This window comes from Streptomyces abyssalis (assembly GCF_001751365.1).
Lineage (GTDB): Bacteria > Actinomycetota > Actinomycetes > Streptomycetales > Streptomycetaceae > Streptomyces > Streptomyces abyssalis.
Map to the genome: position 1 here is coordinate 448,856 of NZ_LJGT01000036.1, position 18,503 is coordinate 467,358.

The following is an 18,503-nucleotide window of genomic DNA, read 5'->3' on the forward strand; positions in this document are numbered from 1 at the left end:
GGACGGGCAGCGGCTCTCACTCAGCTCCCGGCAGCAGGCAGGCGGGCCAGGCGGGCCAGGCGGGCAAGTGCTAGCCCACCGCTTTCGCCGCCGCCCTCCCCGCCGTACGGCCGGAGAACAGGCATCCCCCGAGGAACGTCCCCTCCAGCGACCGGTATCCGTGAACGCCGCCGCCTCCGAAGCCCGCGGCCTCCCCCGCCGCGTACACCCCGGGCAGCGGCTTCCCGTCCTCGCTCAGCACGCGCGCGTCCAGATCGGTCTCCAGGCCGCCGAGCGTCTTGCGGGTGAGGATGTTGAGCCGCACCGCGATCAGCGGCCCGGCCTTCGGATCGAGCAGCCGGTGCGGCGACGCGACGCGGATCAGCTTGTCGCCCAGGTACTTCCGGGCGCCGTTGATCGCCGTGACCTGGGAGTCCTTGGTGAAGGGGTTGCGGATCTCCCGGTCGCGGGCCTCGATCTCGCGCCGCAGCCCGGTCTCGTCGATGAGCTTGTCGCCGGTGAGTTCGTTCATCCGCCGTACGAGAGCCCCGAGTTCGCGTTCGATGACGAAGTCCGCGCCGTGATCCATGAAGGCCTGTACGGGACCCGGCGCGCCGGAGCCCACCCTCGCCATGAGCAGCCGCAGGTCCCGTCCCGTCAGATCCGGATTCTGCTCGGAGCCGGAGAGCGTGAACTCCTTCTCGATGATCTTCTGGCTGAGCACGAACCAGGTGTAGTCGTGCCCCGAATGCATGATGTGGTCGAGGGTGCCCAGCGTGTCGAAGCCCGGGTACAGCGGCACGGGAAGCCGCTTGCCGGTGGCGTCCAGCCAGAGCGACGAGGGGCCCGGCAGGATGCGGATGCCGTGCAGGTTCCAGATGGGGCTCCAGTTCTCGATGCCCTCGGTGTAGTGCCACATGCGGTCGCGGTTGATGATGCGTCCGCCCGCCTGTTCGGTGATGCCGAGCATCAGCCCGTCGACGTGCGCGGGCACGCCGGAGAGCATCCGCGCGGGCGGAGTGCCCAGTCGCTGCGGCCAGTTGGCGCGTACGAGATCGTGGTTGCCGCCGATGCCGCCGGCCGTGACGACGACGGCCTGGGCGCGCAGATCGAACGTGCCGGCGACCTCCCTGCCGCTGGCCGTGCCGCGCTCCGCGTCGCTGGGCTCCAGCACCTCGCCGCTGACCGTGTCCACGGTGCCCGCGCTGCGCCCCAGACCGGTGACGCGGTGCCGGAAGCGCAGCTCCACGTTCCCCCGCTCGACCCCGGCCCGCACGCGCCGCTCGAACGGCTCGACGAGGCCGGGACCCGTGCCCCAGGTGATGTGGAACCGCGGCACCGAATTGCCGTGGCCCGTCGCGCCGTAGCCGCCCCGCTCGGCCCAGCCGACGACGGGAAAGAACTTCAGGCCCTGCTGCCGCAGCCACGCCCGCTTCTCCCCCGCTGCGAAACCGACGTACGCCTCGGCCCAACGCCGGGGCCAGTGGTCCTCCTCGCGGTCGAACCCGGCGGTGCCCAGCCAGTCCTGCCATGCCAGCTCGTGGCTGTCGCGGATGCGCATGCGGCGCTGCTCCGGCGAGTCGACGAGGAAGAGGCCGCCGAAGGACCAGTGGGCCTGCCCGCCGAGGGACTGCTCCGGCTCCTGGTCGAGCAGGAGCACCTTGCGTCCTGCGTCGGCCAGTTCGGCCGTCGCCGCGAGGCCGGCGAGCCCCGCTCCGATCACGATGACATCGGCGTCGTACGCCATGCGTCCCACCTGTTCCGCGCCCGGTTGTCCGCCCGGACGTCCGCCCGGAAGATCTCGTGACCGGAGGGTAGCCCCCGGGGGTGGCGCACACGACCCCGAGGTGGGGAGTTCTCGTCGCGAGGTGGAGAGTTCCCGTCGCCAGGTGGCCGCGCCGCGTCCTTCCGGCACGGGCGCAGAGGGCGCATTGACGCCTCTCCTTCTTGCGCCTGCGTACGGGCCGGATCCCGTGCGCTCCACCATACGGGGGGTGGGCCGCCCCAAGTCTTGTTCCCTCTGTTCACCCGACTGCCTACTGGAGGGGCTCCGGTCCTGTTTCTCAGCTCGCCCTCTTCCCTGAATCGCGGAATGCGCAGGAACTCCAATTCCCTTGTCATCCGCTCCAGTCGGCCGTCGTGGCCGGCGACAGGGAAACAACGGCAGCCCGATCAGGCTCAACAACTCCTCAAGGGAGAACAAATGGCCGTGCGCAGACCCCTCGTCAAATCACTTCTGACTACCGGCATGGCGGCCCTTCTCTGGGTGACCGCTCTCGCCGCACCGCCGCCGGCCGCCGCCCTCGCGGTGATCGTCGTGGGAACACCGAGCGCGACATGCCCGAATCCCCAGCACGCGACCATTCAGGCCGCTGTCGACGCCGCCGCCCCCGGAGACACGATCGAAGTCTGCGCCGGTACGTACAACGAAGGCGTGAACGTAAGCAAGTCCCTGAATTTCAGGGGAGCCAGGGCTGGTGTGGACGCACGCAGCGGCCGAACGAATCCCGCCCAGGAATCCATCGTCACGCCCCCGGCGGACGATGACGGCTTCTTCGTCGAAACCGGAGTCAGCAACGTCACCATCGACGGATTCACCATCCGGGGTGCGACCGAGGTGGCATCCGACGTGCAGGGGATCAGCACACTCTTCGGCGGCAGCGGCTTCCGCATCGTCAACAACATCATCACCGACAACACGATGGGCATCAACTTCCGGTCGAGGGGCCCGGATGCGATTGCTTCGCTGATCAGCCGGAACCGGATCGTGGACAACAACAGGCCGGGTTCGGGCCTGCAGGGAATCTTCATCGGCGGGGGCTCGGCTCCGGCGAACGTCGGCACCGACAACACGACGATCACCGAGAACCTATTCGGTGAACACGAGGGCCAGGACATCAATACACAAGGAGTCCTGGACGGCAGCGACCCCTCGGAAGACCTGACCATCACGGGCAACAGGAGCGTCGACAGCAGGGGATTCCTCATCCTGCTCAACTCCAACGACCCGGTGGTCAGCTCAAATCACATCCAGAAACCGGTCACCGGCATCAGCGGGAACTCGATGAGGATCGACGCGAACACCCACCGGGCGGACGTCTCGGGAAACGTCATCTCGAGCGGCAGGGGCACGGGCATCAACGTGTCGGCGATTTTCGGCAACCTGGAGCCGAGCACCGAGCTGAACCTCGAGAGGAATGTCATCAACCGCATCGCTCTCGGCACCGCCGCCGAGCACACCGGCGCCGGCGTGAGGGTCTCCGCACTGGACTCCGGCACGTTCTTCTCGAACGTACTCAGCCGGAACCACCGGGGAATCCAGGTGGTCTCGACCGTGGACCCGGTCACCCCACTGTTGTTCAACCGCAATGTCGCCCGGGGCAGCACGCTTCTCGATGCCGAGGACGAGACGACTGGAGGCGGCACGCAGGGCACGGCCAACACCTGGACGCAGAACGTCTGTCCCAAGGATTCCCCGCCCGGGATCTGCGTCTGACGACGCCTCCGGCCCGGCATGCATGATCCCGGGGCCGGCGGACCCGCAACGGGCCCGCCGGCTCCCGGCGCATGTCTGGGACCCTGGACACCGTCCCGCACAGAGGACACCGTCCCGCACAGGAATCCTGCGCCGCCCGGCGCGGGAGAGCATTCAAGAGAGATCCGATGACCGAAGAGCCCCGCTCGGCGGAGGAGTTGCTCGACATCGTCGACGAGCACGACCGCGTCGTCGGCCGGGCCCCGCGCGGGGAGGCGACAGCGCGGCGGCTGCGCCACCGCTGCACCTCCGTGCAGGTGCGCGATCCCCTCGGCCGGATCTTCGTACACCGGCGCACACCGCAGAAGCTGGTCTTCCCCTCGATGCACGACGTGGTGGTCGGCGGCGTCGTCGGCGCCGGCGAGACCTACGACGAGGGCGCCCTGCGCGAGGCCGAGGAGGAACTGGGCGTGCCGGGACTGCCCGCGCCCGAGCCACGCCTGACCTTCCTCTACGAATCACCACAGCACACCTGGTTCCTGCGGGTCTACGAGCTGGTGTGCGACCAGCCGGTGCGGCCGCAGCCCGAAGAGATCGACTGGTGGGACTTCCTCCCCGAGGACGAGCTGGAGCGGCGGCTGCGGCTTCCGGACTGGCCGGTCGTACCGGACGGGCTGGAGTGCCACCGGCGCCTGCGCGCCTGGCACGGGCGGAGCTGACCGGGCCCGCAGCCGGGCAGGCCGGGGGACGACGTCCGCGAGGACCGGCACCGCGGAGGCCGTCCGCCGGGGACGGGCACCCCGCCGGGCCGTAGGCTCGGGTGCATGATCGACCGGCTCATGGCGACGCTCCGGCTGTGGTTCGCACCGCAGCGCATGCGGGCTGAGGGAAGCACCCCCGACTACCGCTTCTCGCTCGCCAACGAGCGCACCTTCCTCGCGTGGATCCGCACCGCGCTGGCGCTCGTCGCGGGCGGCATCGCCGTGGACCAGTTCCTGACAGGCCTGAGCTGGGGCGTGCGTACGACGATCTCGGTTGCCGTGCTGGCCTGCGGGGCGCTGTGCGCGTTCCGCGCGGTCAATCACTGGATGCGCTGCGAGCGGGCGATGCGGCGGGGCGAGGATCTGCCCGTGTCCCGCTTCCCGGTGCTGCTGGCGACGGCGACCGCGATCGCCGCTCTGCTGGTGCTGGGCGCGGTCGTCCTGGGGGCCGGCAGGTGAGCGGAGGACGCGGCGGCGCACCGGACTCACGCACGGGCGATCCCGCCGCCCAGCCGGAACGTACGCGCTTCGCATGGCGCCGCACGACGCTCACGTTCGCCGTCGCCGTCGCTCTCTCCGTACGGGAGGCGGTGTACGGGGGCGGCGGCGTATCGGCGACCGAGGCGGGAGCCGCCGCGGCCGGTGTGCTGGCATGGCTGCTCTTCCTGGTCCTGGCGCACCGCCGCATCACGGACATGCGGGCGGACCGCCCGGCGGGCATGGGGCCCGGGGCCGTACGCGCCGCGGCCCTGTGCACACTGGCCATGGCGACGGTTGGGGTGGTGTTGCTTTGGTAGGCGACCGGCGTGGTGACGCAGAAGAGACGGCGAAGGGCGGGCCGCCGCCCCTCGTCGTCGTGATGGGGGTTTCCGGGTCGGGCAAGTCCACGGTGGGCGAGCTGCTCGCGGAGCGGCTGCAGGTGCCGTACGCGGAGGCCGACTCCTTCCATCCGCCCGCCAACATAAGGAAGATGTCGGCCGGCACCCCGCTGGACGACGAGGACCGGCGTCCCTGGCTCGACGCCATCGCGGGCTGGCTCTCGGAGCGCGACGGGCGCGGCGGCGTCGTCAGCTGCTCGGCGCTGCGCCGCCGCTACCGCGACCGGCTGCGCGCAAGCGGTGCGGCGATGTTCTTCCTGCATCTGGACGGCTCCGAGGAGCTGATCGCACAGCGCCTGCAGGGCCGCGAGGGCCACTTCATGCCGCGTTCGCTGCTGCGCTCGCAGTTCGCGAGCCTGGAGCCGCTGGAGCCGGACGAGCACGGCACAGCGCTCGCGATCGGGGGCACTCCGCAACAGGTCACCGAACGGGCTCTGGCTGCCCTCGCGCCGTAGCCGCCGCACCGGATGCCCTGACAAGCTTCGGGGTGCCGCGTCACCGGACCGCAGGGCCCCGCGCGGGCGGCGGCCGGGCTTCCGGGCACCGGGGCACCCCCGGACACAGGGCGGAGAGAACGAGGGAGAGAGCAGCGCATGACGTCTGCGTCAGCGATGGAGGCAGGCGGGAGCAGCGAGCCGCCGTCCCCGGATCCGTACGAGCCGGGCGAGCCGTACACCGAGCAGATCGCCGAGGGCGTCCACGCCTACGTGCAGCCCGACGGGGGCTGGTGCCTCAACAACGCGGGCTGGGTCAGCGACGGCGGGGCGGCACTGCTCGTGGACACGGCCGCCACCCACCGCCGGGCCGCGGCCCTGCGCGAGACGCTCCTGGAGAGCGGCGCACCCGCACCGTCCACCGTCGTCAACACGCACCACCACGGCGACCACACCTACGGCAACGCGCTCTTCACGCCCCGTGCGACGGTCGTCGGCCACGAGGCATGCCGCCGGGAGACGCTGGCCGCGGGCCGCCAACTCCACGCGATCTGGCCGGGCGTGGACTTCGGCGACATCGAGATATCCGCTCCGTCCCTCACCTTCCGCGACGAACTCACCCTGCACACAGGCGGGATCGAGGTACGTCTGCTGCACCCGGGTGTCGCGCACACAACGGGCGACACCGTCGTGTGGCTGCCGGAGCAGTCCGTCGTCTTCACCGGCGACATCGTCTTCAATCACGGCACCCCGTTCGTTCCCATGGGTTCGCTCAGCGGTTCGCTGCAGGCGCTGGACCGGTTGCGGTCGCTGGGTGCGCGCACCGTCGTCCCCGGTCACGGACCCCTCGCGGGGCCGGAGGTGTACGACACGGTGGAGCGCTATCTGCGGTACGTCGGCGAGCTGGCCCGTGCGGCACACGCGCGGGGCCGCACTCCGCTGGAGGCGGCACGGGAGGCGCAGCCCGGCGAGTTCGCCGAACTGGCCGAGAACGAACGGCTGGTGGCCAATCTCCACCGCGCCTACGCCGAACTGGAAGGACGTCCCCACGGCGAACCGCTCGACATGCTCGCCGTCTGGGCCGACATGGAGCAGATGAACGGCGGCAGGCCGGTCGCGTGCCACGCCTGAGTTGCGGCCCGCGCCGGAGAGCACGCGTACGGCTGCCTCCGTGCCCCCTGCCGGACGGTTCTCGCGGTCGGTCTGCGGAATGCTTCAGTGGTGGTTCTCGTCACATGCGGGGCTTTCCGCGCAGCCGGCCGCCGTTCACCCCTAGACGCCATACCGACTAGTCGGCATGATCGTGCCGAACCAGCCGCCGCCCCGCCGATCCACACCAAGGAGCGCGCACGCATGAGCAAGGAGAATCCGCCCGGGCTCGATCCCGAGCGGCTCGCCGCACATCTGGACCGGGAACGCCCGGGCCTGGTGCGGGGGCCGCTGCGGGCCGAGGTCATCCAGGGCGGCCGGTCGAACCTCACCTACCGGGTGACCGACGGTGCCGGCCGCTGGGTCGTGCGGCGCCCGCCGCTGGGCCATGTGCTGGCAACGGCGCACGACATGAGCCGCGAGTACCGCGTGATCAGCGCACTGCGCGGCACGGACGTGCCGGTCCCCGGGACGGTGCTGCTGTGCGAGGACGAGGACGTGCTCGGAGCGCCCTTCTACGTCATGGAGCAGGTCGAGGGCACCCCGTACCGTACGGCCGGTGAGCTGGCCGCGATCGGACCGGAGCGCACCCGCGCACTGGCGCTGGCGCTGCCCGACACGCTGGTGGCACTGCACTCCGTCGACCCGGAGAGCGTCGGGCTGGGGGACTTCGGGCGCCCGGAGGGCTTCCTGGAGCGGCAGCTGCGCCGCTGGGGCAAGCAACTCGACGCGTCCCGCAGCCGGGAACTGGACGGAATCGACGAACTGCACGCCTCACTGGGCGGGCAGCTGCCCGACTCCCCCGAACCGTCCGTCGTGCACGGCGACTTCAGACTCGACAACGTACTGGCGGGTGCGGACGACCGGATCGCCGCCGTGCTGGACTGGGAGATGTCCACGCTCGGTGATCCGCTGACCGACCTGGGCCTGCTGGTGATGTACAGCGAACCGCTCAACGTCCCCGACGCGCCGGTGAGTTCGACGGCCGAGGCTCCCGGGCACCCCTCGCCACAGGAGCTGATCGAGCGGTACGCGGAAGGCTCGGGGCGCGACGTGTCACGCATCAACTGGTACACGGCGTTCGCCTGGTTCAAGCTCGCGGTGATCCTGGAGGGCATCCACTACCGCTACACACTGGGCCAGACCGTCGGGCCCGGCTTCGACCGGATAGGCGGCCTCGTCCCGGTCTTCATCGACAACGGACTCACCACGCTGCGGAAGGGATGAGGTCAGTGGACTTCGCATTCGACGCCCGAACGGAAGAGCTGCGCAAGAAGCTCCAGGCCTTCATGGACGAGCACGTCTATCCGGCGGAGGCCGTCGCCGACGAGCAGCGCGCCGGTCTGGAGTCGCCGTGGGAGACTCCGCCGGTCGTGGAGGAGCTGAAGCAGAAGGCACGCAAGTACGGCCTGTGGAACCTGTTCCTGCCCGACCGCACCTACGGGGCGGGGCTGACGAACCTCCAGTACGCGCCGCTCGCGGAGATCCTCGGCCGCAGCCCGCGCCTGGCGCCGACGGCCGTCAACTGCGCCGCCCCGGACACCGGGAACATGGAGGTGCTCACGGAGTTCGGGAACGCCGAGCAGCGCAGGCAGTGGCTGGAGCCGCTGCTCAGCGGCGAGATCCGCTCCGGCTTCGCGATGACCGAGCCGGACGTCGCCTCGTCCGACGCGACCAACATCGAGACCCGCATCAGGCGTGACGGCGACGACTACGTCATCTCCGGCCGCAAGTGGTTCATCTCGGGTGCCATGAACCCCGATTGCAAGATCTTCATCGTCATGGGCAAGACCGACCCCGACAACCCGGACAGCCGCCGCCAGCAGTCGATGGTGCTGGTGCCGAGGGACACCCCGGGTCTCGAAGTGCGCCGCGCGATGCGGGTCTACGGCTACGAGGACCACTACCACGGCGGCCACGCCGAGATGATCTTCGACGGCGCGCGGGTGCCGCGCAGCAATCTCATCGGCGAGGAGGGCGGTGGTTTCGCCATCGCGCAGGCACGCCTCGGGCCGGGCCGAATCCACCACTGCATGCGGCTGATCGGCATGGCGGAGCGCGCCGTGGAGCTCATGTGCCACCGGGCGCAGGGCCGTTCGGCCTTCGGCAGGCCGCTGGCCGAGCAGGGCGTGGTGCGGGAGTGGATCGCCGACGCGCGCGTTCAGATCGAGCAGCTGAGGCTGCTGGTGCTCAAGACGGCGTGGCTGATGGACACCGTCGGCAACAAGGGCGCTCACACCGAGATCCAGGCCATCAAGATCGCCACTCCGCGTGCGGTCGTGGACATCCTCGACAAGGCGGTCCAGCTGCACGGCGCGGGCGGTGTCAGCCAGGACTTCCCCCTGGCGGAGCTGTGGGCCGCGGCCCGTACGCTCCAACTGGCCGACGGCCCGGACGAGGTGCATCAGCGCTCCCTGGCACGACGGGAGCTGAAGCGGCACGCCGCCGGCCAGGGGTGACCCCCGTCCGCGCCGCGCCGGTCCGGCGGGCCGGACCGGCGCGGAGGACCAAGATTCCCGCAGGTGCCGGGGCCGGGCGAAGCGCCCCGGCCCCGGCACCTGCTTGACGGGAGATCTCGCGTTCCTTTCAAGTGCCGCATCCGCTAAGGTCGTTCACATGACTGCCGGGTCGGCCGTGGGCCGCACACAGATCGGGTACCCGGCCGGCGTTTGATCACCGCGCGGGCGAGAGGCCCGCCCCCGTCACGAGAAGCGCGTACAGCACACGTACAGCCACTCGTGATGTGAAGGAGGTGAGTTCATGAGCTGGCAGGAATTCCTCGCCCGTCACCAGGCCGGTGACGTCATCGAAGGCGTGGTCACGCAGGAAGTGCCCTTCGGTTCCTTCGTCGAGTACGAAGGCGTGACCGGTCTCGCGTATCAGGAGTCCTGGCCCGTAGGCACGCGCGTCTCGGTCCGCATCCTGGAGATCGACCCCGAGAAGCAGCGGTTCAGCCTGGCCTCTGCCTGACGACGCTCAGGCCCGACGGTCTGGCGTGAGCGCTGCGTGACGTAGGCGCGGCCTGATGAAGCGCCGGTCCGGGGGAAGAGGACTCCCCCGGACCGGCGCCTGGCATTGTCCCTCCCCTCCTCCCCCACCGGAACTCCCGTGTCCTGCAACGGCCCATCGCGCAGCGGCCGAGAGCCGCCGCCCGCGCACACAGGCAGCAGGCGCAAGCCGTGGACCAGCCTGCCGCGGACCGTGACGGCGGGCTCGAGAACGTGCTCGGCGGCAAGGTGACCGCCACCGCGAGCCTGCCGGGCGGATTCTCCGAAGGCGTCGCCGCCCGGCTGGAGTTGAGCGACGGCCGGAGGGCGTTCGCGAAGGCCGCCGACGTGACGGCCGCCCCCGCGGAGGGCGCCACCCACCGGCGTGAGGGCGTGGTGGCGAGCCGACTGCCGTCCGGGGCGCCCGCGCCCCGGCTGCTGGGCATCCATGACGACGGTGAATGGGTGGCGCTGGTCTTCGAGCAGGCCGCCGGGGACTCCCCGTCCAGCCGTGGCGCGAGGACGAACTTGCACGCGTACTCGGCTCCATGACAGGCCTGGCTGAGCACCTGACTCCGGCACCGCGGCCGGAAGTGGCCCGCTCCGCACCGCGGTTGGGCAGCCGGGCGCGGCTCGCCGGTGATACGCGGGCGATGGGGAAGCTGGTGCAGGCCGCTTCCGGAGCCGAGCCCGTCGTCAATTCGCCCGTGCGATACCGAAGTCCCGGCCCGGGGCGGCCGGCCGCACGGCCCCACGCTCACGGCTGGATGACCACGCGCCCCGTCGTGATGCCGTCGAAGACGCGCTGGACCGCGCTCGCCCCCTCCTCCAGCGGCAGACGTTCACTGATGTGCGGCTTGACCGAGCCGTCCGCCGCCAGGGCGGTCAGCTCCTCGTGGCAGGCCTGCACCGCCGCCGGGTCCTTGGTGTTGTACAGGCCCCAGTGGAGGCCCAGGACGGAGTAGTTCTTGATCAGCGCGTGGTTGAGGCCGGGCGTGGGGACGGCGCCGCTCGCGAAACCGACCACGAGGATGCGGCCTTCGAAGGCGATGCACTTGACCGACTTCGCGTAGGCGTCGCCGCCGACCGGGTCGTAGACGACGTCCGCGCCACGCCCGTCGGTTGCGTCCTTCACGGCGGCCACGATGTCGTCCTCGCGCCGGTCCACGACCACGTCGCAGCCCAGCTCACGCGCCGTCTCCGCCTTTGACCTGCCGCCGACGACGCCGATGACACGGGCGCCCGCGGCCTTGCCGAGCTGTACGGCCGCGCTGCCCACACCGCCCGCCGCAGCGTGCACGAGCAGAGTCTCCCCCGGCTGGAGCCGGGCCCGGCGGTGCAGCCCGAACCAGCCCGTCTGGTAGCCGATGTGGAGCGCGGCGGCCTCGGCGTCGTCCAGTGCCTCGGGCGCCTTGCGTACGCTCGCCGCGCTCACGAGCGTACGTTCCGCGAAACCGCCCATGGGAAGGGCGGGCTGGGCGATGACGCGGTCACCGGCCGCGGGTGCGTCGCCCCCCGGGGTGCCCTCCGCACCCTCGCCCACGGCGAGGACCTCGCCGCACAGCTCCACGCCGGGCGTGAACGGGAACGGCGGCTTGACCTGGTATTCGCCCCGGCACAGCAGCGCGTCGGGGAAGTTGACGGCGGCGGCGCGCACCCGTACGAGCACCTCGCCCGCGCCGGGTTCCGGGTCGGGAATGTCCTCCAGCCGCATCACCTCGCGCGGCTCGCCGTTCTTGTGGACGCGCCATGCCTTCACCGGTGCTACCTCCGGAACGTAGTTGCCTGATTGTTCTTCGCTCGTCCCGCGACCGGCCGCCGTCCTGCGAGGACGGCCGCTCGCCGCGTACGGGCCCGCGTCGGTACGGGCCCGGGTGCACGCTCATACCCAGCCGCGCAGCACTGCATGACGCCTCCCGCATGACCGCGGGCCCCGGTCAGGGCCTCAGCGCCCGCAGCAGCAGGTCCGCGAGATGGTCCGCGACCTCCTGCGGCCCGAGGCGTCCGTCGGGCCTGTACCAGGTGCTCAGGTGGTGGACGGAGCCGAAGTGGTAGTCCACGACCAGGTCCGCGGGCGTGGCCGCGTTGAACACGCCGCTGCGCTGCCCCTCGGCGACCAGGTCGCGGAAGCGTTCGTGGTAATGGCGGCGCTCCGCCCGCACCTGCTTCTGCTTCTCGGGGCTGAGCTGGTGCATGGAGCGGAAGAAGATCAGTGCGTCGTCGAGGTTCTCGATGGTGGTGACGACGACGTCGGCGGCGGCCCGGCGCAGCCGCTCCTCGACGGGCTCCTGCGCGTCGGCGTAAGCGTCAAGGCGGTCCTGCTGGAGCCGGAGCAGCCGCCCGTAGATCTCGTGCAGCAGATCGTCCTTGGAGCCGAAGTAGTGGTAGAGGGCGCCCTTGGTGACCCCGGCCGCCTCGACTATCTCCTGCACCGACGTGCGGTCGTAGCCTCGCTCGGAGAACAGCCGCGTGGCGGCGGCCATCAGCCGCTGCGGTACGGGCGCGGGGGCCGGAGCCGCCTCCCCGGCCACGTCCCCGGCCGTCTCCCCAGGCACGTCCGCAGCCGATTCCGCAGCCGCGCCGGGCGCCGTGCCGCCGGCACCTCTCCTGCCGTGGGCGCCGGTGCGGGGCGCCGTTCCAGATGTGGCCATGTGCCCTCACCTGCCTCTCTCAGTGCGCCTGCTCACCGCGTACTCCGCGCCGGCCGCCGCCGTCTCGTCACTTGCCGCTGTCACCGCGGGAACGCAGTTCCCGCCGGAGGATCTTCCCACTGGTCGTCTTGGGCAGGTCGCCCAGGATCTCGATCTCGCGCGGGTACTTGTACGCCGCCAGCCGCTCCCTGCAGTGGCCGATCAGCTCCTGCGGTACGGCCGCCGCGCCCGGGCGGAGGCTGACGTACGCCTTGACCGACTCGCCCCGGTATTCGTCGCCGACGCCCACGACGGCCGCCTCCCGCACCGCGGGATGGCCGTAGAGGACGTCTTCGACCTCGCGCGGCCAGACCTTGAACCCCGAGGCATTGATCATGTCCTTCTTGCGGTCGACGACGTAGAGCCAGCCGTCGGCGTCCATGAACCCGATGTCGCCGGTGAGAAGTTCACCGCCGGGTACCGCCGCGGCGGACTCCTCCGGCCTGCGCCAGTATCCGGGCACCACCTGGGGTCCTCGTACGGTGATCTCGCCGTGCTCCCCCAGAGGTACGGGCCTGCCCTCGTCGTCGACGATGCGTACGACCGTGTCCGGTCCCGGCACCCCCACCGCCAGCGTGCCCGACTCCGGGTCGACGGGTGCCTGCCGCCCCGGCGGCACCGACGCGCACGGCGCGGTGCACTCGGTGAGCCCGTAGCCGTTGCTCAGATACGGGCCGAAGCCCGCCCCGAACTTCTCCACCAGCGCGGGCGGCAGCGGCGCACCGCCCGAGGAGAGATGACGGAAGGAGGCGAAGTGCTCACGCGTGGCGTGCGGGTGCGCCGCCAGCGCCATGTAGGCGGTGGACGGGCCGACGGTGTAGGCCGGACGGTGCTCCATGAACGCGTCCAGCACGACGCCGGCCTCGAAGCGGTACGCGAGAGCGAGGGTGCCGCGGCCGACGACGCAGGCGGACAGCTCGCAGACCATGCCGGTGATGTGGAACAGCGGTGCGAGGACGAAGATGCAGGCGCCGTCGGGCAGTTGGAGTCCCGTGTGCTGACGCTCGGCGTTGTAGGCGATGTTCGCGTGGGTGTTCATCGCGCCCTTGGGCGTGCCGCTCGTGCCGGACGTGTAGCTGATCAACGCCGTGTCGGCGCCGGTCAGTTCACGTCCCCCCGGGGACGTGCCGCCCGCTCGCGCGACCGTGAGCAGGTCGTCCGTGTCCTCGGCGGGGGCGGCTCGCTCGAAATCCAGTACGCGCGGGTCGTCCCGCGACTGCAGGTCCCGTTCGCAGGCGGTCAGCACCATGCGTACGGGCGAATCGGCCGCCGTCGCCCGCAGATACTGCTCCCAGGCTCGCTCGTCGCACACCAGCGCCGTCGCCTCGGCGTCGTGGAGCACGTGTGCGACTTCGCCTGCCTTGTACATGGGGTTGACGGGCACCACCACCGCACCCGCCTTCCACGCGCCCAGCAGCGCGAGCACGAAGTGCGGGCTGTTCTGCAGCATCAGCGCGAGCCGGTCACCGTGCTGGAAGCCCCGTCCGGCGAGGTGCGCGGCCACTCCGTCGGAGAGGGCGTCCGCATCGCGGTAGCTGACGTGGCCGTCGAAGTAGGCGAGGGCGGTGCGGTCGGGGACGGTGCGTACGGCTTCGCGGAAGGCGTGCAGCACGGTCTCCGGCGGGTGCACGGGGGCTCGCTGCACGTCGTTGAGCTGCTTCAGCCACGGCTTGTCCTCGTACGTCACCGTCAACGTGCCGTCCCCTTCGCGGCGTCGGCGGGGCCCGTCCCTGCCGCGGCGGCGTCATGGTGCCCGGCCGGCTCCCGGCCGCCGGTTGCCTCCTGGGCCTCCTGGGCGAGCAGGGACTCCAGCTTGCGCTGCATCTTGTTCATGCCGCCCAGCCAGTGGTCGGGGTCGCCCGCGCGTGCCGCGTAGAAGCCCGCGGTCTCGGGATGCGGCAGTACGAGGAAGCGCCGTGACCGCATCGCCTCGAAGAGGGAGTCGGCGACGTCCTCCGGTTCGATCGCGGTCTCCGCGAGCACCAGGTCACCGGCGGTTCCTGTCGCGGCCAGCATGTCGGTGCGTACGCCCTGCGGGCACACGGCATGCACGTCGATGCCACGGTGCTTGTAGGTCACCGACAGCCACTCGGCGAAGGCGAGAGCGGCGTGCTTGGTCACGCTGTAGGGAGCCGATCCGAGCATGGTGAGCAGCCCGGCCGCCGAGACAGTCGCGACGAACCGCCCCCGGCCCTGTTCCAGCCACCCGGGCACCAGTTCGCGTGCGGCCCGCACGTGCGCCATCACGTTGACGTCCCAGGCGTTCTCCCACAGCTCTTCGCCCGCTTCCGGGCCGCCGTGGTGCCCAACGCCCGCGTTGGCGCAGAAGGTGTCGATCGTGCCGCCCAGGGCTTCGCGGGCGACCGGCACGATCGACGAGGCGTCGCCGGGCACCGCGACGGCGCCGATCTCCTCGGCGACCGCCCCGGCCTTGGCGGCGTCGAGGTCGTTGACGGCGACCCGGGCGCCCTCGGCCGCGAAACGGCGGGCCATCGCCGCCCCGATGCCGCCGCCCCCTCCGGTGACGACCACTGTGCTGCCGCGCAAAGACTCCATCCCCGCAACTCCCCTTCGCACTCTCACTCCGGCTCTCCCCGCGGCGGCAGACTAACCAGTCGGTATGGCCGGGGGAAGAGGAGAACCGCTTCCCGGATGCGGGAGAGGGCCGGCGCCAGGACGTGACCGGCGCCGCAGGCAGGTCCGGCGCCGCATCGCTGACCAGGGACTTCACCGCCCGGGACCCGCGGGCGGGGGGCAGGTCCCGCGGCCGGCGCCCGGCACGTGGTGACGGGAGTCACCGGCAAGGGCATGTGCCCCGTGACCCCGGGCAATCATCATCAGGCCGAAGGAACGCCCGAAGTCCGGCGCCCCGGAGGCGTCTTCGAGGCGCGCGTCCCGGGGCCGCGGACGGCGGAGCCGGCGATTCCGGGAAACGTCTTCGCGAACTCCTCACCGGCCTCCGCTCACCGGCCTCCGCGCCGACCGGGAAGTCGCCCCTTGCCACCTGGCCGGCAGTTCCGAATACGGACCGAATGGGGCACCGCGCGACGGTGATCGTCTCCCTGTCCACCCGGTGGTTTCCTCTCCACCCTGCGGCAGTCATTACTCGCCGGACACCGCGCGGGAGACGTCGGCGGGAACGTTTCGGCGCCAACCGGCCGCGAGCCCGCCCTCGTTGGCACACCCGGACCGGATCATGTATCCGTGCAGGCAGAGAGCACATTTCCTCCGTGCTCCTCCACCGCGGACTCACGCGTCAGAGCCCTTCGTTGCGAGGCCTTCACGACTGATGAGAGTTCTGTGAGAAGTCATGAGAACCACGTGAGAATTCCCGCGGGGGGCGAGTGCCCGCGTGATGCGGGGGTAGTTCACGAGCCCGGGAAGGCCGGTGGAGCGGAACGCCCGGACAACCTGAAATAAATGACTTCGCAACGGGGGGATCCGATTGCGCGGCACTTACGTCATATCGCCGACGAGTCGGGTCCACTCCGTCGGAGGTGGGATGATTGGCCGGTTTCAGAGCCCTCGCAGAGCAGGTACGCGACGCAGACAGGGCACCCTCCCAGCGTCGCCAGGCGTTGCGTAAATGCCTGGAGCGCTTCGCCCCGTACGGGCACCGCGCGACGTGGCAGCACCTGTGCGCCCGCGCCGGTTTCGGCCCCGACGACCGCGAACCCGACCCGGAGCTGCTGATCGCCGCCCTCGAAGAGCTCGAGGAAGCGCGGTCGGTGTGGCTGGAGTACGAGTCGCAGGTCGCGATGCGCCGCAGAGCCGAGAAGCGCCACGGCATCAGACAGCCGGCGCCGCACGACGAATGGCACCGCCTGACGTGGGGCGGCAGGTCGCTGCTTCCCTGTGACCCGTCGACGCCGCCCACGCCGCGGCTTGCGGACGTGCTGCGCCGGATGATCACCGCCATGGACAAGGACGTCGGCAAGGACGTCCTCCGCCTTGCCGGCCGCGGCCGCGGGCTGCGCCCCGGACTCGGTTCGATGGCCGCCTCGCAGGGCTGACCCTCAACCGGCAGGACGACAGCGCCACGACAACAGCACAGGACCTCCCGCCCCCTACGGGCGTTGACACGCGCGACGACGCCGCAGCATGCTGAGCGGGCGCTTAGCAACCGGCGGCGCGACACGCATGCGGGAGGTTGTACGGATGGCGGAGCCCCGGGTCTTCACCTCGACCGACGAACTGGTGGCCGCGGTCGGCCAGGAACTCGGCGTCAGCGACTGGCTGGAGATCGACCAGAAGCAGATCGACCTGTTCGCGGACGCGACGGGCGACCACCAGTGGATCCACGTCGACCCGGCACGCGCGAAGGACGGCCCCTTCGGTACGACCATCGCGCACGGCTATCTGACGCTCTCGCTGCTGCCCGCCCTCGTACCGCAGATCATGCGCGTCGAGGGGATCCGGATGGGCGTCAACTACGGCGTGAACAAGGTGCGTTTCCCCGCGCCCGTGCCGGTCGGCTCACGGCTGCGCGCACGGGCGGAACTCGTCGACGTCACGGAGGCCGGCGGCGGAGTGCAGGTCGCCGCGAAGGTGACGATCGAGCGTGAGGGCGGCGACAAGCCGGTGTGCGTCGCGGAAAGCCTCAGCCGGTACTTCTGGTAGCGGGACCCTGGCCGTCCCGCGCACCCTGCGGGGCGACCATGCGCAGGACGAGATCGGCGTAGAGGGTGCCGATCTCGTCCGGTGTTCTGCGGCCCGAGGGGCTGTACCAGCGGGCGACGTCGATGCAGAGGGACATCACCGCGAGCGTCGTGCCGCGGATGTCGGCGACCTCGAACTCGCCGGAGGCGTCCCCGCTCTCCAGTACTCCGCGGAGGATCTCCTCGCTGCGGCGCCGCAGTCCGACGATCTCCTCGTAGTGCTCCTCGCCGAGCGCGGCCAGTTCGTACTGCACGACGCGTGCGGTGGTGTGGTGCTCGGCGTGCCAGCGCACGAAAAGCCGCACGGCGCGGCCCAGCCGTTCGGCGTCGCTGCCGCCGCCGTCCGCTGCCTCGGCCAGCACGCCGACGGAGCGCTCGTGCCCGACCTTGCTGATCTGGAAGAGGAGCTCTTCCTTGGTCTTGTAGTGGATGTAGAGAGCGGCGGGACTCATGCCCGCACGGCTCGCGATGTCGCGGGTGGTGGTGGCGTGGAAGCCGCGCTCGGCGAACGCCTCCACGGCACCCAGCAGCAGCCGCCGGGCGGCGTCCGGGGAGACCCCCTCGAAGGACTCGTCGGCTGCGGCGACCCGGGGTTCCGCTTGCGATGCCATGCCTGTGCCCTTCCCGTCGACGGTCGAACACCATACATCGACGGCTGAGCAGATGCTTAGAGCGCCCGTCACCGGGGCCGGGCGGGGGCGCGGACGGGAGTCTGCGAACGGGGGCCGGGTGCGGGGCTCGTGGGCGGCGCCCGGTCGGACCCCGGGCGGGACCCGGCGGTCCGGGAACCGGCCGCGGGAAACAATCAGCGCTAGTTTTCAGCCGCGGCCGCCCTACCATTCAACACATGGCCAGACCGTCCAAGCCGCTGCTCAGCCGTGAGCGGATCGTCGCGTGCGCGCTGGCACTCGTGGACGCGGAGGGGCTGCAGGCGGTCTCCACGAGGCGCCTCGCCGCCGAACTCGGCGTTAGCGGGCCCTCCCTCTACAACCACTTCCGCAACAAGGACGAGATCCTCGACGCCGCCGCCGACACCGTCTGCGCGCAGGTCGAGGTGTCGATGTTCGCCGACGGGACGGACTGGCGGCAGGCCCTGGTGGAGTGGGCGCGCTCCTACCGTGCGGCTCTCGGCGCGCACCCGAACATCGTGCCGTTCCTGGCGCAGGGCCCAGGGCGGCGCCCCAGCCAGTTGCGGATGGCCGACGCGGTCTTCGGCGGGATGACCGAAGCGGGCTGGCCCAAGGCACAAGCCACCCATATCGGCGCGCTCATGCGCTACTTCGTGGCCGGCTCGGCGCTCGGTTCGTTCGCCCGCGGCTTCGTCGGCGACGCGTCGCTGTACGAGGACGACTACCCGCACCTGGACCAGGCGCATCTGCTGGCCAGGCACCAACGGTGGGTCGACGACGGCGCGTTCGAGACCGGCCTGCACGCCATCGTCGACGGCCTGGCCGCCCGCTTCCCGGGCTGAACCACCGGTCCGGCCCGGGCG

At 71.1% G+C, this 18,503-nt stretch carries 19 protein-coding genes; 13 read left to right on the plus strand and 6 right to left on the minus strand.

The annotated features are described in order from the left end of the window. Positions 1-70 precede the first annotated feature (70 nt). Complete coding sequence (locus AN215_RS02850) at positions 71-1,726, minus strand: FAD-binding dehydrogenase (protein ID WP_070012350.1); 1,656 nt, start codon at positions 1,724-1,726, stop codon at positions 71-73. A 345-nt stretch (positions 1,727-2,071) separates the two neighbouring features. Between AN215_RS02850 and AN215_RS02855 the strand changes: the two genes are divergently transcribed. The 10 genes from AN215_RS02855 to AN215_RS02900 all read left to right on the plus strand — a co-directional run bounded on the left by AN215_RS02855 (position 2,072) and on the right by AN215_RS02900 (position 10,215). Beyond that, a complete protein-coding gene (locus AN215_RS02855; protein ID WP_139140682.1) occupies positions 2,072-3,475 on the plus strand; it encodes a right-handed parallel beta-helix repeat-containing protein in 1,404 nt (467 codons plus the stop codon). A 167-nt stretch (positions 3,476-3,642) separates the two neighbouring features. Further along, positions 3,643-4,173 carry an NUDIX domain-containing protein gene (locus AN215_RS02860; protein ID WP_070012348.1) on the plus strand — a complete coding sequence of 177 codons (531 nt, stop codon included), beginning with the start codon at positions 3,643-3,645 and terminating at the stop codon, positions 4,171-4,173. Between the two features lie 105 nt (positions 4,174-4,278). Beyond that, the gene (locus AN215_RS02865; protein WP_070012347.1) at positions 4,279-4,674 is read left to right on the plus strand and encodes a YidH family protein; all 396 of its coding nucleotides are present in this window, start codon (positions 4,279-4,281) and stop codon (positions 4,672-4,674) included. Continuing rightward, entirely contained in the window at positions 4,671-5,012 is a 342-nt protein-coding gene (locus tag AN215_RS02870) for a DUF202 domain-containing protein (protein WP_070012346.1), read from the plus strand. The genes AN215_RS02865 and AN215_RS02870 overlap by 4 nt, the downstream gene beginning before the upstream one ends. A gap of 62 nt (positions 5,013-5,074) precedes the next feature. Then, positions 5,075-5,548 carry a gluconokinase gene (locus AN215_RS02875; RefSeq protein ID WP_070012539.1) on the plus strand — a complete coding sequence of 158 codons (474 nt, stop codon included), beginning with the start codon at positions 5,075-5,077 and terminating at the stop codon, positions 5,546-5,548. A gap of 156 nt (positions 5,549-5,704) precedes the next feature. Then, entirely contained in the window at positions 5,705-6,658 is a 954-nt protein-coding gene (locus tag AN215_RS02880) for an MBL fold metallo-hydrolase (RefSeq protein WP_070012345.1), read from the plus strand. Between the two features lie 222 nt (positions 6,659-6,880). Then, a complete protein-coding gene (locus AN215_RS02885) occupies positions 6,881-7,903 on the plus strand; it encodes a phosphotransferase family protein (protein WP_070012344.1) in 1,023 nt (340 codons plus the stop codon). Between the two features lie 5 nt (positions 7,904-7,908). Then, positions 7,909-9,135, plus strand: a complete 1,227-nt coding sequence (locus AN215_RS02890) for an acyl-CoA dehydrogenase family protein (protein WP_070031095.1) — start codon at positions 7,909-7,911, stop codon at positions 9,133-9,135. A gap of 301 nt (positions 9,136-9,436) precedes the next feature. After that, entirely contained in the window at positions 9,437-9,646 is a 210-nt protein-coding gene (locus tag AN215_RS02895; protein WP_070012342.1) for a S1 RNA-binding domain-containing protein, read from the plus strand. Between the two features lie 209 nt (positions 9,647-9,855). Next, positions 9,856-10,215, plus strand: a complete 360-nt coding sequence (locus AN215_RS02900) for a hypothetical protein (protein ID WP_070012341.1) — start codon at positions 9,856-9,858, stop codon at positions 10,213-10,215. 205 nt (positions 10,216-10,420) lie between these two features. Here AN215_RS02900 and AN215_RS02905 read toward each other — a convergent pair whose 3' ends face one another. The 4 genes from AN215_RS02905 to AN215_RS02920 all read right to left on the minus strand — a co-directional run bounded on the left by AN215_RS02905 (position 10,421) and on the right by AN215_RS02920 (position 14,909). Beyond that, entirely contained in the window at positions 10,421-11,422 is a 1,002-nt protein-coding gene (locus tag AN215_RS02905) for an NADPH:quinone oxidoreductase family protein (RefSeq protein ID WP_070012340.1), read from the minus strand. 178 nt (positions 11,423-11,600) lie between these two features. After that, positions 11,601-12,218 carry a TetR/AcrR family transcriptional regulator gene (locus AN215_RS02910; protein ID WP_420856207.1) on the minus strand — a complete coding sequence of 206 codons (618 nt, stop codon included), beginning with the start codon at positions 12,216-12,218 and terminating at the stop codon, positions 11,601-11,603. Positions 12,219-12,381: 163 nt separating this feature from the next. Beyond that, on the minus strand, positions 12,382-14,040 hold the full coding sequence (locus AN215_RS02915) for an AMP-binding protein (RefSeq protein WP_420856206.1): 1,659 nt from the start codon (positions 14,038-14,040) through the stop codon (positions 12,382-12,384). A 2-nt stretch (positions 14,041-14,042) separates the two neighbouring features. Further along, a complete protein-coding gene (locus AN215_RS02920) occupies positions 14,043-14,909 on the minus strand; it encodes an SDR family NAD(P)-dependent oxidoreductase (RefSeq protein WP_079122626.1) in 867 nt (288 codons plus the stop codon). Positions 14,910-15,859: 950 nt separating this feature from the next. Between AN215_RS02920 and AN215_RS02925 the strand changes: the two genes are divergently transcribed. Then, entirely contained in the window at positions 15,860-16,366 is a 507-nt protein-coding gene (locus tag AN215_RS02925; RefSeq protein ID WP_245694166.1) for a hypothetical protein, read from the plus strand. Between the two features lie 145 nt (positions 16,367-16,511). Next, positions 16,512-16,973: a MaoC family dehydratase gene (locus AN215_RS02930; protein ID WP_070012338.1), complete on the plus strand. Its 462-nt coding sequence runs from the start codon at positions 16,512-16,514 to the stop codon at positions 16,971-16,973. Here AN215_RS02930 and AN215_RS02935 read toward each other — a convergent pair. Further along, positions 16,954-17,622, minus strand: coding sequence for a TetR/AcrR family transcriptional regulator (locus AN215_RS02935; RefSeq protein ID WP_070012337.1), 669 nt, complete (start codon positions 17,620-17,622; stop codon positions 16,954-16,956). The two genes, AN215_RS02930 and AN215_RS02935, sit on opposite strands and share 20 nt — an antisense overlap. Before the next feature lie 236 nt (positions 17,623-17,858). Here AN215_RS02935 and AN215_RS02940 point away from each other — a divergent pair, with 236 nt between their 5' ends. Then, positions 17,859-18,482 (plus strand): TetR/AcrR family transcriptional regulator, encoded by a 624-nt coding sequence (locus AN215_RS02940; RefSeq protein ID WP_070012336.1) that lies wholly within the window; start codon positions 17,859-17,861, stop codon positions 18,480-18,482. The last annotated feature ends 21 nt before the right edge of the window (positions 18,483-18,503 follow it).